The organism is Neobacillus rhizosphaerae (genome assembly GCF_050477885.1).
GTDB classification, from domain to species: domain Bacteria; phylum Bacillota; class Bacilli; order Bacillales; family Cytobacillaceae; genus Neobacillus; species Neobacillus rhizosphaerae_A.
Genome location: NZ_JBCNAC010000151.1, coordinates 35,551 through 49,506, shown reverse-complemented (window position 1 = coordinate 49,506; position 13,956 = coordinate 35,551). Strand labels below are relative to the sequence as shown.

At 36.1% G+C, this 13,956-nt stretch carries 19 protein-coding genes and 1 pseudogene; 15 read left to right on the top strand and 5 right to left on the bottom strand.

The genetic code is table 11. The features are described from left to right. Positions 1-83 precede the first annotated feature (83 nt). The 3 genes from ABES03_RS20900 (at position 84) to ABES03_RS20890 (ending at position 1,407) form a co-directional block, all read left to right on the top strand. The gene (locus ABES03_RS20900; protein WP_430120303.1) at positions 84-524 is read left to right on the top strand and encodes a cell wall hydrolase; all 441 of its coding nucleotides are present in this window, start codon (positions 84-86) and stop codon (positions 522-524) included. A gap of 240 nt (positions 525-764) precedes the next feature. After that, positions 765-950, top strand: coding sequence for a DUF4177 domain-containing protein (locus ABES03_RS20895; protein ID WP_430120301.1), 186 nt, complete (start codon positions 765-767; stop codon positions 948-950). A 25-nt stretch (positions 951-975) separates the two neighbouring features. Next, positions 976-1,407, top strand: coding sequence for a hypothetical protein (locus ABES03_RS20890; RefSeq protein WP_430120299.1), 432 nt, complete (start codon positions 976-978; stop codon positions 1,405-1,407). 33 nt (positions 1,408-1,440) lie between these two features. Here the strand turns inward: ABES03_RS20890 and ABES03_RS20885 are convergent, their stop codons facing one another. Continuing rightward, the gene (locus ABES03_RS20885; RefSeq protein ID WP_430120297.1) at positions 1,441-1,599 is read right to left on the bottom strand and encodes a hypothetical protein; all 159 of its coding nucleotides are present in this window, start codon (positions 1,597-1,599) and stop codon (positions 1,441-1,443) included. Between the two features lie 259 nt (positions 1,600-1,858). Between ABES03_RS20885 and ABES03_RS20880 the strand changes: the two genes are divergently transcribed. Next, positions 1,859-2,398, top strand: a complete 540-nt coding sequence (locus tag ABES03_RS20880; protein ID WP_430120295.1) for an RNA polymerase sigma factor — start codon at positions 1,859-1,861, stop codon at positions 2,396-2,398. Then, entirely contained in the window at positions 2,388-3,302 is a 915-nt protein-coding gene (spoIIP, locus tag ABES03_RS20875) for a stage II sporulation protein P (RefSeq protein ID WP_430120293.1), read from the top strand. Before ABES03_RS20880 ends, spoIIP begins: the two co-directional genes overlap by 11 nt. Before the next feature lie 554 nt (positions 3,303-3,856). On the opposite strand, the gene ABES03_RS20870 is transcribed toward spoIIP, so the two are convergent. Further along, positions 3,857-4,207: a hypothetical protein gene (locus ABES03_RS20870; RefSeq protein WP_430120291.1), complete on the bottom strand. Its 351-nt coding sequence runs from the start codon at positions 4,205-4,207 to the stop codon at positions 3,857-3,859. An 88-nt stretch (positions 4,208-4,295) separates the two neighbouring features. Between ABES03_RS20870 and ABES03_RS20865 the strand changes: the two are divergent. Beyond that, positions 4,296-4,502: pseudogene (locus ABES03_RS20865) on the top strand (DUF3888 domain-containing protein); the annotation flags it as partial. A 90-nt stretch (positions 4,503-4,592) separates the two neighbouring features. On the opposite strand, the gene ABES03_RS20860 reads toward ABES03_RS20865, so the two are convergent. Beyond that, positions 4,593-4,988, bottom strand: a complete 396-nt coding sequence (locus tag ABES03_RS20860; protein ID WP_430120289.1) for a cupin domain-containing protein — start codon at positions 4,986-4,988, stop codon at positions 4,593-4,595. Between the two features lie 261 nt (positions 4,989-5,249). Between ABES03_RS20860 and ABES03_RS20855 the strand changes: the two genes are divergently transcribed. Then, complete coding sequence (locus ABES03_RS20855) at positions 5,250-5,795, top strand: TetR/AcrR family transcriptional regulator (protein WP_430120287.1); 546 nt, start codon at positions 5,250-5,252, stop codon at positions 5,793-5,795. A 60-nt stretch (positions 5,796-5,855) separates the two neighbouring features. Here ABES03_RS20855 and ABES03_RS20850 read toward each other — a convergent pair whose 3' ends face one another. After that, positions 5,856-6,686, bottom strand: coding sequence for an STAS domain-containing protein (locus tag ABES03_RS20850; RefSeq protein WP_430120285.1), 831 nt, complete (start codon positions 6,684-6,686; stop codon positions 5,856-5,858). 223 nt (positions 6,687-6,909) lie between these two features. On the opposite strand from ABES03_RS20850, the gene ABES03_RS20845 reads away from it, so the two are divergent. The 3 genes from ABES03_RS20845 to ABES03_RS20835 all read left to right on the top strand — a co-directional run bounded on the left by ABES03_RS20845 (position 6,910) and on the right by ABES03_RS20835 (position 9,158). Continuing rightward, entirely contained in the window at positions 6,910-8,016 is a 1,107-nt protein-coding gene (locus tag ABES03_RS20845; RefSeq protein ID WP_430120283.1) for a glycosyl hydrolase family 18 protein, read from the top strand. A 153-nt stretch (positions 8,017-8,169) separates the two neighbouring features. Next, the gene (locus ABES03_RS20840) at positions 8,170-8,622 is read left to right on the top strand and encodes a MarR family winged helix-turn-helix transcriptional regulator (protein ID WP_430120281.1); all 453 of its coding nucleotides are present in this window, start codon (positions 8,170-8,172) and stop codon (positions 8,620-8,622) included. A gap of 17 nt (positions 8,623-8,639) precedes the next feature. Beyond that, complete coding sequence (locus ABES03_RS20835) at positions 8,640-9,158, top strand: GNAT family N-acetyltransferase (RefSeq protein ID WP_430120279.1); 519 nt, start codon at positions 8,640-8,642, stop codon at positions 9,156-9,158. 111 nt (positions 9,159-9,269) lie between these two features. On the opposite strand, the gene ABES03_RS20830 is transcribed toward ABES03_RS20835, so the two are convergent. Beyond that, the gene (locus tag ABES03_RS20830; RefSeq protein WP_430120277.1) at positions 9,270-9,452 is read right to left on the bottom strand and encodes a hypothetical protein; all 183 of its coding nucleotides are present in this window, start codon (positions 9,450-9,452) and stop codon (positions 9,270-9,272) included. Between the two features lie 86 nt (positions 9,453-9,538). On the opposite strand from ABES03_RS20830, the gene ABES03_RS20825 reads away from it, so the two are divergent. The 5 genes from ABES03_RS20825 to ABES03_RS20805 all read left to right on the top strand — a co-directional run bounded on the left by ABES03_RS20825 (position 9,539) and on the right by ABES03_RS20805 (position 13,659). Beyond that, positions 9,539-9,718, top strand: coding sequence for a hypothetical protein (locus tag ABES03_RS20825; protein ID WP_430120275.1), 180 nt, complete (start codon positions 9,539-9,541; stop codon positions 9,716-9,718). A 753-nt stretch (positions 9,719-10,471) separates the two neighbouring features. Further along, positions 10,472-10,882: a VOC family protein gene (locus ABES03_RS20820; protein ID WP_430120273.1), complete on the top strand. Its 411-nt coding sequence runs from the start codon at positions 10,472-10,474 to the stop codon at positions 10,880-10,882. A gap of 451 nt (positions 10,883-11,333) precedes the next feature. Then, the gene (locus ABES03_RS20815) at positions 11,334-11,717 is read left to right on the top strand and encodes a DUF1398 family protein (protein WP_430120271.1); all 384 of its coding nucleotides are present in this window, start codon (positions 11,334-11,336) and stop codon (positions 11,715-11,717) included. Between the two features lie 285 nt (positions 11,718-12,002). Next, entirely contained in the window at positions 12,003-12,806 is an 804-nt protein-coding gene (locus tag ABES03_RS20810) for a hypothetical protein (protein ID WP_430120269.1), read from the top strand. A 574-nt stretch (positions 12,807-13,380) separates the two neighbouring features. Then, positions 13,381-13,659, top strand: coding sequence for a hypothetical protein (locus tag ABES03_RS20805; protein WP_430120267.1), 279 nt, complete (start codon positions 13,381-13,383; stop codon positions 13,657-13,659). Positions 13,660-13,956: the final 297 nt, after the last annotated feature.

The window sequence follows — 13,956 nt, the reverse complement described above, 5'->3', positions numbered from 1 at the left end:
GCTTTAAAGCGGCGGGGGACTGTCCCCTAAATACAATGTCATGTTTGTAGGCTTTTTTTCATACTATATTTGGGGGTGGAAAAATGCCAAGAGTTAGTTACCGAAGTTCTGACGTCGACTTAATGGCAAGGATGATGAGAGCAGAGGCCGAAGGTGAAGGGAAACAGGGAATGCTATATGTTGGAAATGTCATCGTGAATCGTCTTGTAGCTAATTGTTTAGACTTTAAAGGTTTAAGAACAGTAAACCAAGTTATTTATCAAGTACAAGGTGGAAATTTTTCCTTTGAAGCCGTTCAAAAAGGGAATGTATTTTATCAAAGATCAAGAACTTCTGAAAGAAGATTAGCCAAACAGAATTTGGATTATTGGAGACAACACCCAGGGAAATATGCGCTTTGGTACTTTAATCCACATGCTCCATGCCCTCCAACATGGTACGGTCAACCTCATTCTGGTCAATTTAAAGAACATTGTTTTTATGAACCAAAAGCTGGAACATGTGACACTGTTTATAGCGGTTAAGCTTACTCTTTGAGTAAGCTTTTTTACATAATTAGAATATGTACACAAAAACCTTTTTTACCCAGAATGCAAGATTGTGAAAAATTGGATCTAAGATAGCGGGTGCTTCTGTTAGAGATCTAGCTGCCATTTTTGCGGCTTATTTTTTTATTAAGCTAACGTGCAGTTTAGCATTATAAGAAGTTGAAACATTTCTTAGGATAAAACGTATTAAAGATATGTGACTTGGAGGTGGAGTGTATGTATGAATATAAGTTTGTAGAAACTTCTCTGGGGGGATTTTTTACTTCTCCAAAACATAGAGAAACCATTCATGCCTATGCATCTGAGGGTTGGAAATTAGTACAGGTCTTGCCATTAGAATATAATGGACATGGGAAACCTATGTCCTATGAGATCATATTTGAAAGGCTTATTCGAGACTAGTTTTATCATTATAGGAAGTGAAAAAATGTTCTTTTATTATTTAATGCTCATACTTGGAGTCTTGTTTGTAATAGGCGCAGTATTTGCTTTTTTTGTTATATATAGTGATAGAGACTATTCATTTTTAAATGTAAGTAAAAGCCTTGGAAGCTTATTAGTTGGTGTTTTACTATTAGCGGTTACGCTCCCAAGCCTGAAATATGTTGTGCTAAAGGAATACGATGTCGTCAGTGGGAAATGTGTTATCGAAATGGTTTCATCAGGTCGTTCTGCTGAAGCGGACTTTGAAATGCTCGATACAGATGAAATATTTAGCTTCAGAGATATTCCTGAACTTGATGCGTATGGAAAGGCAATTCCTTATTATTGTAAGATAACAGTTACAAAAGACCATATGGTTGAAATTAGTTATAAAATTTATGATGTCAAAACACGAAAGTTAATAACAAGTAAATAGCAGAAAAATAAAAAACCACTCTGAGTGGTTTTTTTAATCGCGCATGGATCCTGCCTCACGGGAAGTCATTGCTCCTTGTCCTTCGCTGACATCTTTTTGAATGTCTCCTTTAACTTCTTGAGCATCTGTTCCTGCAAAGTTTGGTTTCATAATAGAGCCCAAACCTTCTTTAGGTTGTTGATTCTGTTGCATACAAGCCCTCCTTACGTGATTGTTTTACTACCTTACTATTTACAAAAAACACTCGGGATATCCCATGGCGTCGCTGCAACTATGAGCTGACTAGAAAGAAATTAGAGGTAAAATGACTTAAATTCGAGAACTTGTACTATGGAATCTTTTAGACCGCCTCGTTGACGGTCTATTTATATAGGTGGAAATTCAGAAACTTGTAACCTTTTCTTAGGCTCAAACGATTTATATATGTAAATCGAAATGAGGGGGGAACGATTTGTTTGATGATGAAAAATTGGAGGAAAAGATTGAAAAAATCTATCGTCACCATTATTTAGAAGTGTATAGATTCCTTGTATGTTTTTCAGGTAATCAAAACGACGCTGAGGATTTAACCCAAGAAGTGTTTATTCGAGTATTAAATAGTTTTACTAAAAAAAACAGTATTAGTAACGTAAAGACCTGGATTTTTACGATTGCGAAGCATGTTGCGATTGATCATTATCGTAAAAAGAGATTTTCATCTCTTTTCAAAGATGGATTTTTTAAACAAATAGCATCTACCGAAAAAGAACCCAATGAATTAGTTGAACAAAACGAATTGAAGAGGCTTGTTCACCTAGCCATTTCCAAGTTGAAACCAAACTATAGGGCAGTAGTGATACTAAGAGGTATAAACGAGTTTTCGATAAAAGAGACGTCTGAAATTCTTCAATGTAGTGAATCAAAGGTTAAGGTAGATTACCACAGAGCCTTAAAAGAACTGAAAAAGAGATTACACATGGATGTAGAGGAGGTTATCGGGAATGCAAACTGATAAAGAATTGTTTGACTTAATGAAAGTTGCCTATCCACTCAATCCAAGAGAGGAATTTGTATCAGCTACTTCTAATAAACTTAGACACTCGGCAAGGAAGCTAAATAGAGATAGAAGAATAAAGCAGTTTTCTTTTGCTTCTACCAGTATTGCACTATGTGCCATAGCTATTTCGTGGTTTTTCTTTTATGGCGGAATAGATGTAATTTCCAGCAATCCTAGCACCCTTCAAGAAGGTAACTCCTCAACAACAGTAAACAGCCAAGACCCTTTAGTTTATATTTATCACTCACACGACTCAGAGTCATTTTTCTCAGAGTTAGATACGAAAGTGCCTGCTGACCAAGCATTTCACGATACCAAAAATATTACATTAGTCGGTGAGAGGTTAAGCCAATCATTAAAAAAAGCAGGTATTCCATCCATCCATGATGAGACCCATGTCATGAAAATTTTAAAAGAAAAAAACTTGTCTTTCAGTGAATCGTATAAAGTCTCGAGAGAGCCACTGAAAGATGCGATAGAGAAAAATAGGTCAATTAAGATGGTGTTCGATCTACACAGAGATTCACAGAAAAGAAGTTTTACTACTACTAAAATAGACGGGATCGAGTACGCAAGGATTGCATTTATTGTTTCGGGTTCAAGTAGCAATTACGAAGAAAATGTAAAGTTCGCGACACTCCTTCACAATAAAATTCAAAAAGAGTACCCGTATAGTTTATCAAGAGGAGTTCTCGTTAAAAACAATCCACCAAACCAAAACACCTATAATCAAGATCTTACTAATAACTCAGTTTTGATAGAGATTGGCGGAGTGGAAAACACGTTGGAGGAAGAATATAGAACGGCAGATATCCTCGCAGAAATAATTAGAGAGGTTCTTTCGGATCAAACAAAATAGTCCCGGTTGTCATGTTTAAAAGTGGGTGCTGCGGCACCTGTATTTTTAAAAAAATAGAAATAACTTTTTAAAAATGCAGGAGAAATAGTATAGAAACGCAAAAAAAAAACGCCAATGACTGGGAGGTTGACGAGTTTTTCCTTATTTACACGCAATCACCCAGTATTCTAATGCTTTATTCATCTTGTTATGTAATTAACTATAAAAAAAGAGCTGATACAGCCAATACCTATAAGAAAAGAAATAAACGGCAAATCACGGTCAGATGACTTTTTAAATATAACGACCGCTAAAACAAACGAAAAAACGGTACCAATAAGTAAAACTCTTTTTACCCACATAAGTAAAATACTATCTAACCACTGCAAAAAAATGTCTCCTTTTTTGATTAGGATAAGTTATGGCTTACTAACAACATTATAAAAGACATTTTTAAAGCTCTGATGAATTTTATGTAAACATTTCTTATGGTTTACACCTATTGCAGGAGTTATTTTTAAGCACTTCCAATCTGGTGAAAAGCTATAATGGTTGATTGTTAAAAACGATGAAACTTATATCTCTTTTCCGTTTTCTATATAGATTGTGTTTGGTAATCCAGTTTGGATTACCAGATATTCAATTACATTTTTTGCTACTCTTCTGATCATCAGGCTCAGACTTAAGTTGTCAAACAGGCGTGCATAGCAGCGGATTATCAACGTATTATTTTCTCTTAGCAGATGATAATAGACGGTTTCTTTCTGTATTTTCGAAAAACAGTTGATAAATAGATATTCATCTGTTGGTACTATTCCTTTTATCAAAAATTCCTTTTGAACTATTTGTTTTATTTCCTCTATTTGTTTCTCTGATAAATCTATTCTCATACCAGCTTCACCACCATATTTTGATCGGTATTCCATCCATGTTCATTATACGAAAGTGCCAGTTCGCCTGTCACACAAATAGAATGTTTTTCATTACTCTTTACCATAGACCTCTTTAAATTAGCTTTATTTTACTATTTTACAAATGGAACAAGAGTGGGTTAATGAACCAAGATTATATATTAAAGGGGAAAAAGGATATGTCCTTCTTTGGAAAAAAGATGGTACGAATGTTCTTTACAGAGTGGGGAAACAGACAAGTGGTGCGTTAAAAGGCATGTGGAAAATTGTTGATGTGAAAAGAGAAAAAATTAACAGGATCCCCGTACCGAATTTAAAAAGACTTCTTACGATTGCTCTGCCTATTTTTTCAAATAAAAAAAGCCGACCTCCACACTTGGAAAATCGGCTGCATATCTAATTATAATATAGTATACCATTCGTCCTCGACCGGTTCTAACCAATCCGTTGGCCCTGGAGTATGGGCTAAATGGACAAACCAGCTGTCTTTTGTCGCACCATGCCAGTGTTTCACATTCGGCGGAATATTGACTACGTCTCCTGTCTTCAATAATTGAGCTGGTTTTCCTTCCTCTTGATACCAACCCTCACCGCCAGTCACTAACAAAACTTGACCAGCATGATGGGAGTGCCAGTTATTGCGCGCTCCTGGAGCAAAGGTTACATTCCCAATGGCTGTGTTTAGTGGTGTTGGATCGGTAAACACCATTTGTAAGTAGGCATCACCGATAAAGTATGTGTCTACTTTTTGTCCCAATGGAAAGATTGTGCTATTCTTTAAATTTTCATTCTTCATTTTACACTCCTACTTTCTTTTGTTATTTCATTTGATCTTGAATAGTAGATATAATCAATAACACCCTTCCTTCATATTTTTCCAAGTATAGTAAATCTAATGTCTGAATTCATTTGCATATTGTTGCATTACTGCACATCTGTGTAAAATTATAAACATAAAGAGAATGTCTTCAATGACCAATTGACCACGATTCGTGTATTAGCGCACAAATCGATACAAATTGTGCATTATTTATAAGAAAGTCTGGTGACTCTGACCATGTCTAAGGTAGATAGAAGAATAATCAAATCTCAAGAAGCAATAAAAAAGGCATTTATTGAACTGATGTCTGAAAAAAATTTAGATGAAATGACGATACAGGATATTGCCGACAGGGCAAATGTTGGCCGAAGGACGATTTATCTTCATTACTTGGATAAATATGATTTATTGGATAAGCTCATCAAAGAACATATTAACGAACTCAGGATTCTGTGCAAATCGGCAGCTGATTTGAGTTTTGCTGAGGGAAATCTGATTTGGTTTGAATACTTTGAACGTCATTCTTCCTTCTTTTCAACGATGTTAGCGAGTAAAGGAGGCTCTGCTTTTCGAAGTCACTTCCTTGAATTCGTCATCGAGGAGTTAGAGGGTGATGTAGATGTAACCGAAGGAATAAATCAAGGTTTAAATAAGGAGTTACTTCTTAAATTTTTTGGAGCAGCCATCGTAGAGATCGTAGAAGCGTGGATCACCAATGGACTATCAGAACAGACACAAGTCGTGGCAGAACAAGTTGGGATTTTGTTAGATAGGAATCTTTAAATTTTAGGGACAGTCCCCCGCCGCTTTACAGTAGTGGGGGACTGTCCCCGTTTTTTAGATTTAATCTAGCGAAAGTGCCTTTGAGAGGTTCGATTTGATGGTGACTCTGTTAAAATTGAGTCCAAGTTGTACGGCTGTTTGTGCGATTTCAGGGCGCAATCCTGAGAGTGTTGTTTCGACGCCAATTAGGTTCAAGGCATCAATTAACAAAAAGATTTGATGAGCGACCATGGTATCAATCATGATGACTCCAGATAAATCGATAAATAGGTGGTTCACATTTCTATCTCCGCATTGTTCAAGTGTATGTTCAAGTATTCGTTTCGCTCTAGCTGTATCGATGTCTCCGACTAAAGGAAGTAAGGCAGAGTCTTTTGATAGGGTGATTACCGGTGAACTTAATTCATTGATCAGCTCTTGTTGTGCGAAAAGCTGGGATGAGGAGGCATTGTGTGTTTCTTCTGCAAAACGCAGAATCACGGTATCAAACGTCTTGGTGACCAATCTATTCCACATTTTCACTTCTTGAGGTGTTACTTCTTCTTTGTAAAGTGAAACATATTCTTCTATAAAATCCAGATACTGTTCACGTGTCCTCATAAATTCTCTAATAATAAAATGAATGGGCGTTCTTTGATGTTCGGTATCACGTGCCACTTCCTCTATCCACGTTTGGAAATTGGTGAAAAACTCACATTCCTTAAGAATAAAGATTTCACATGCATGTAAATGAAACTCATAGTTTTGTCTTTTTAAGTTCTCAATCACCTTTGGGTCATTTGAGGAGTAAACACCCTTTGGGTCACTTTTGTCTAATGAGTTATACCAATCATCTGTTAATTCTTGGGCTTTGCCTAATAAAAATGAGTGTAGCTTCTCACTTCTGTGCATACTCTTCACTCCAATAATTCTAGATTCACATTCTATTAAAAGTAACTATTTCTATTTAACAATATTTGCATATAATCTCGCAACTTTGTGGGTTTGGGGACAGTCCCCCGTCGCTTTACAGCAGCGGGGGACTGTCCCCGTTTTTTGAACCCTTTCATTCCATGAATAAGTTACACCCTTTCTTACCAACTTAAGAACTATACATATAAGAAGAAGGTGTACTATGGCGAAAAATGGTTATCGATCTTTCACCATCATTTTTATAAGCATGGCATTATTACTTCTGTCATCCTGTAATCAGGTACAAAGAAAAGTGGAACATCCTAAGAAAAAAACGCCCCGTGAAGTGTTAGGCTTCTACACAGAGCAGGAAGGAACGTATCCAGGGTCACAACCAACAGTGGACTCGCAATCCGCCAATTTGAGCATCATTGCCCCCTTTTGGTATAAGCTTGATGATAAAACACCAGGGAATCTTATCGCTTCCGTTACAGCTGCACATAAGAAACAGGTGATTCAGAGTGCTCATGAAAAACACCTGAAGGTATATATGGTTGTACATAATCTCTTTTATGAAACCGTGGAGAAGGGCAAGCAAGTAGCGAGTACTGTCCTAGATAACGAAACAAACCGCAATGTGTTCATTCAGAACTTACGGAATGAAATAAATCAGTTTAACTATGATGGTATTAATATTGATATGGAAAATTTGAATTTGACTGACCGAGATTCTTTTAGTCTTATGATAAAAGAATTGTCTGATGCACTACATGGTGATGGAAAAGTCGTGACGGTTTCTGTACCGGCCAACACAGGTGATTCCCGTGCGAATCCGTGGTCCCCGTGGTTTGATTACGAAAAGCTTGGGCAATATTCAGATGGGTTAATGATCATGACCTACGATGAGCACAATCCAAGAACGAAGCCGGGGTCATCCGCATCCGTCGATTGGACAGAAGCAACGATTCGTTATGCGGTGAAACAGGGAGTGCCATCATCAAAAATTTTACTCGGTATCGCTGGTTATGGATGGGACTGGGATACAACCACAAACAAAGCTCTGTATAGCTCCTATCCACAGTTAATGGATCAGAAAACAAAATATAAAGCGAAAGTTAGTTGGGACTCCCAATCGCAAACACCTCATTTCAGTTATGTTGATGAAAAAAATCATAGCCACGAGGCCTGGTTTGAGAATAGCCATAGTCTACGGTTTAAATTAGACCTGGTAGAAAAATATAACTTAAGGGGAATCGGGATTTGGCGGCTCGGGTTAGAAGACCCCAAGTACTGGACGACTATACCCAAGAAAATAAAAGTTATAAAGTGATAAGAATACAAGCTGTAAAACAAATTAAATCCATCCCAGGGGTGTCCCCAGGATGGATTATTTTTTGTTGCAAATGCAACAAAGTTAGGTTAAATTTAATATGTTCCATTTTTATTGCATATGCAACAAAAAACATGTACAAGGGAGTTATTTATGAAAGAAATTCTTCGCGAAATCGGAATGATCGCAAGGGCATTAGATTCTATAAGTAATATAGAATTTAAAGAATTTGACCTTACAAAAGGGCAGTATTTGTACCTTGTGCGAATATGTGAAAACCCAGGAATCATTCAAGAAAAGTTAGCTGAGATGATTAAAGTAGACCGAACAACAGCAGCTCGTGCTATAAAAAAACTTGAAATGAATGGATTTATTGAAAAGAAAGATGATCAACATAACAAAAAAATTAAAAAACTTTTTCCAACAGAGAAAGGGAAAAATGTTTATCCTTTTATAAAAAGAGAAAATGATTATTCCAATACCGTTGCATTAGAGGGATTTTCCGAGGGAGAAGTCGAAATCATTTTCAATCTTCTTCAAAGAGTAAGAAAAAATGTAGAAAAAGACTGGGAATATGTAAAAAAAGGAAACAAGAGAGATTATTGAAGGAGCGGCATATAAAAATGACTATCATTATAAAAAAGTGCACTATTGAAGATTTACACACACTACAAGAAATTAGTTATGAAACATTTAATGACACATTTAAGCATCAGAATTCACCCGAAAATATGAATGCCTATTTGGAAAAGGCATTTAACTTAAAACAAGTAGAAAAAGAATTATCCATTATTTCATCGGAATTCTTTTTTGTTTATTTTAACAATGAAATCGCTGGATATTTAAAGGTCAATACCAATGATGCTCAGTCTGAAGAAATGGGTGATGAATCACTTGAAATCGAGAGGATTTATATAAAGACTCAATTTCAAAAACATGGGCTTGGTAAATATCTGCTAAATAAAGCTGTGGAAATGGCGATGGAACGTAATAAAAAGAAGATCTGGCTAGGCGTATGGGAAAAGAATGAAAATGCGATTGCTTTTTATAAGAAAATGGGATTTGTTCAAACTGGAGCCCACTCTTTTTATATGGGTGATGAAGAACAAACGGACTTTATCATGACTAAAATACTCAGATAACTTTTGCCTCTTACGGCGATTTTTTTGTTAAAGACTATGTGAACCGAACTCCAGTTGAAAGTAGGCTGGAGTTCTTTCTTTTTTTTAGTTTTTCTCCTATGCTTTGCGGTACTATCGCTTATCGTTGTCTGTTAAATTGTCAACTGCGTTTGCAGTTGCATCAACAGCATTCATTGCAGCATTCTCCGTGGCTTCTAGTCCTTTATGAATCGAATGAAACACGGCTCCAGCTCCATTTTTTATGTTGTCTGAAACATTATGGTTATTTTTTGCTTGATTAGACAATTTGTTCACCTCCTAAACGTCCTTATGTTATGTAAAACACAATAAGATATTCTGAGGATCGCCGTTTACCCCGTCCTTTTAATGGAGGTGGAGGAATGAAATTTAACAAAATAAACGTATTAGGTTGGGTAAGTATTCTCATGTTGAGTATTAGTGGGTTGTTTTTTAAAGAAGAACTGTCAATTATTATGACCGGGTTTGGTGGACTTATTTGTCTCCTTATTGGTTTAACGTTAACATTCTATAAAGGCAAAAAGGGGTCAGAGAAGCATTAGAAATACAGTAAATGCGGCATATCCGACAGTAATGGATAGCCATGTGACAGTAAAACGGCTTATCCGGCAGTAATGGAGAGAGATTTAACGTTATATGGAAATTAAAGTGCCTAATTTTCATTTTTAAAGCTTGAAATCGGCCTTCTATATTATAAAGGTCGTTTTTTATTAGCCGGTTTCGTGGAATTTTATATTTTTAAGTTTGGTTAGTAGATCATTCTAAATATTGATAGATGAATTCTACAAAAAAGAAGAGGAATTCTACAAAAAAGAAGAGGAATTCTACAAAAAAGAAGAGGAATTCTACAAAATTTTAATTAATTCTACAAAATCGGGTATTTATTCTACAAAAGTTGGAAGTTAAATTCCAATTACACCTCAAAAAGATAGATTGCCGGAGTTATTCTACAAAGTTAAGGACTTATTCTACAAAGTTTCAAGTTATTCTACAAATTCGAGAGGGAATTCTACAAAAACTGGAAAATAACTTCCAGCCAAACGAAGAGCTCTCTACCATGATATGTAAAAGGAATTTCAATAGAATGAACGAATAGATTATCGGAACCTACGATAAGGGGTTTCTAATTACATAACCGGGCACAAGCTGCCAGCTCTTTTAAAGTATTCTTCAACTAACGAAGCAGGATCGTGAATAAGGAATTTATTTACAAACAGGAAGGGAAGATTATAACAAGTATTGAATTTATTTAGGGGTGAGTAATCACTGCATCTTTATTTCAGGAGGTTGTTAGTATGTCGAGAGAATTATGGTTGAACCTGCCAGTGCGGGAACCAGAACGGGCAAAGGCGTTTTATACGCAGCTCGGTTTTCGGTTGAATGAGCGGTACCCGAGTCAAGACGGCTCTTCCTGCTTTATAGTCGGCGAAAATCAGGTTGTTTTGATGCTCTTCCCGGAATCCGCTTTTCGCGGTTTTGCTGGTAATACGGTTGCGGATTCGTGGCAAGGTACTGAAGTGTTATTCTCTCTGGGGGCGAACTCCATGGAAGAAGTTGATGAGCTCGCCATGAAAGCTGAACTTGCCGGCGGCACTGTATTCAGCAAGCCTGGCGAAAAGGGTGGCTGGATGTACGGCTACGGTTTTACGGATCCAGACGGTCATCGGTGGAACGCTTTGTATATGGATATGAGCAAAATGCCATAAGGCTAAAAATCTGATTCGCCATTTTGTGACGAGTGTTTAAAAAGATAGTAAAAGGTAGGTGAGAATATTTGTCAAAGTATATTAGTGTATTCTTCTTATCTATAATTGTAAGTATCATTCTTTTTTTCATATTTAGTTCCGTATTTTTTGGTGGGGGCAATCCAGCGGAGGAAGCAGTTTACACAATAGGAACAATAATTATTATTCTACTTTCGTTTTTAATTTCACAAATTTACTATGTAATAAATTTGATTAAGAAGAAAGTGTGATAGCTATTTTGACAAACGGGATGCGTTTCTGTAATAGATGGGAACGCTCTTTCTTTTTGAACTAAAGGAGCAGGATAGTTAAACGCTTAATGTCCCATTTTTACAAGAATAAGAAATATCTCCGAGGTTAGAATTATGAAGAAGTGATATTTAAGAATTTATTTTAGTTTGGAGGTAAATGTATGAAGGACAAAATAACAGAAAGTGAGTTTCAAGAGCTTATCCGCAGAAGAAGTAACGGCGATATAAGCTTTCCTCAATTTTTAGAAGAATTGTCCCAAAGAGGCATAAATGAATACGAAATAGAAGTTGCGACTGGTCAAGCCACATATAAAGGAGTCCATTCGGAGTTTAAAACAGATTCCCAAGTAAGTCTGGTTATCTCAGATAAATTTAATGAAAATAAGGTACTCAAGGCAATTGCTAACATCTCTCTACCCTTTATAGAATTCTTAAAAGAGATTGCTGAGGCTGGAATTGTAACCTATCGTGTGTACATACCTGAGAAAAATGTTAAATATATTGGTATTCGAAAAGAAATAATTGAAGAACAGCTTAAAGTTTAAAATAATTTCAAAACAGGCAGGCAAATAAATACACTCAATAAAAAGTTATGTTAAACAGTTGTGTTGCTGAGTCAACTCTTTATATTTATTAGCAAGCCTCCATTTTGATTATTTTTCCCACTTTTCAATTATACATTGTGTTTGTGATACATACTTAAACCTCAAAAACTGAACCGCTGGAGTGATCCTTTTTTTGTTCATTTAATGGGGCAGGGAAGCTTGAGCATAAGGAAATATCATGAGGAAAGAATAGGTATACATTGGAAAAATTGAAGGGTGAATTCATTGAAAGAATTTCTAATTAGTTTGCTTCTTTTGTTCGTTGTAATTTTTTTAGGGAAGATAGATGCTTGTGCAAAAGAATTAAGACTTAATCAACAGAATTCTTTTTGGGAACAATTCATGACCCACTCATTAAAGCATTATGAGGTTCAAGACATTAAAGTTGAAAATGATTCTGGACTTCAGCGTGTATTTAGTATCAACGATGGTTATCAAGAACGAGTCCTCAGGAAAGTGGTGCACTGGCTTAATAACGCTAGCCGAGTAAATGGAACAACCGAGATCCTTTTAGATAAACCCACCCACAAAATGACATTAAAAATGGCAAATGATGAAGTGATCACCATTGAACCCGCTTATATGTGTGTACTTGCCCATAACCTGAAGACTTGCACGGCTAAAGATGGAGAATTAATCGTTTCGGGGAAAAGTCAGAAAGTGAGATTGCAGTCACAATCATTGTTTGATTGGCTCGCAGTAGGCTGGAAAAAGGAATTGGATGGTCCTACTAAAGAAGAGTTGCTTGAAGAAGCATTGTTTACACGTTATTTATATATTTTGGGTCCATCTTATTCGGATTTTTTTATGTGTCCAAAAATTAACATTGAACCTATTGATGGGGATCCCAGGAGACATATCGTTTTCGCCAGTGCTTTAAACTATTCAGGTCACCACGGTGGAGACTATGATAAACTTACTTTTTCTGTAAGGGATTCAAACCTAGAGGGGTTGCAAGTGACCCATGTAAAAATAAAGAAACATATTTCTCAAGAAGAAAGCGAAATACAATGTCGAACGTTCGATTAAATATAGTTTTATACTGAAGGAGCGCTTCTTAAACGACGGGAACGCTTCTTTTTTATGTACAACTTCATGTCTTAAAATTGTTTATTTAATTGGTGAGATATGTTAATAGTTAGAGGATTACACCATATGTTTAAAAGGAATACACGTTTCGTGAAGGGAGTTATACAGTCGTGCAGCGGATAAAATTCTTTCTTAAACAATTCCTATTTGAGCCTTTGTGGTTTAAAATACTTATTCCTACAACCTTGCTTATTTCAGTCATTTTTAGCAGTTCATTCTTTACGAATACGGCTTATTATCAAAGCGGGTCCAAATTAGCAGCCGCTATCTTCTTTTGTGCTTACGGAATTAAATTTAGGAGAAACTTCAAAATAGCATTTCTCTTTTTTGCGTGCTCAGTTTTATGCATTTACCTATCCATAATGTCAATATTTTAGTTGGAGTCATATTTAGGGACAGTCCCCCGCTGCTTTAAAGCACCGGGGGACTGTCCCTAAATAAGGATATTAGTCGATATTTGATAGATATTGGAGGAAATGAGTAGTATAATCATATGAAAAGGAGGTGTGAACGAATGGAGCAGAAGCAACTTGATCGTATGGAAGACATGCTAACAAATCTCATCAAAATTGTAGGTACCTTGAGCAATGATTTTCAGATGATGAAAGAAGAAATGCGAGAGATGAAGGATGAATTGCAAGACGTAAAAAAAGATATAGAAGAAGTAAAAAAAGTACAGGAAGTAACAAATCGTATCCTTACCGATATGCGAGCTGACCAGGATCATATCTGGGAAAAGGCAGCTAAAAATGAGAGAGAGTTAGCTAAACTTAAAAGACATTTACAACTTTAAAGAAATCATTTACTACTTTGTTAATCCGCATAATTTACCTCTTCATACTAATGCCGAACAGTTGTCCAAATTCGCTGAATAGGCATACCAACATATAAAAATCTCTCTTTTTAAAGACAATTCTTCGACATTTTTCTGCTGCTTAGACGGCAAGTAATCTTTATTTACTCTAGTCTGGCCCGATACTAATTAAACGTTTGATTAGTATCGAATAATAGGAAATGCTAACGAAAAAAGTCATTTCCCAAGAAATTTCACTAATTTTGGAGAATTTTCAACTTCATCTTGCAGATATTG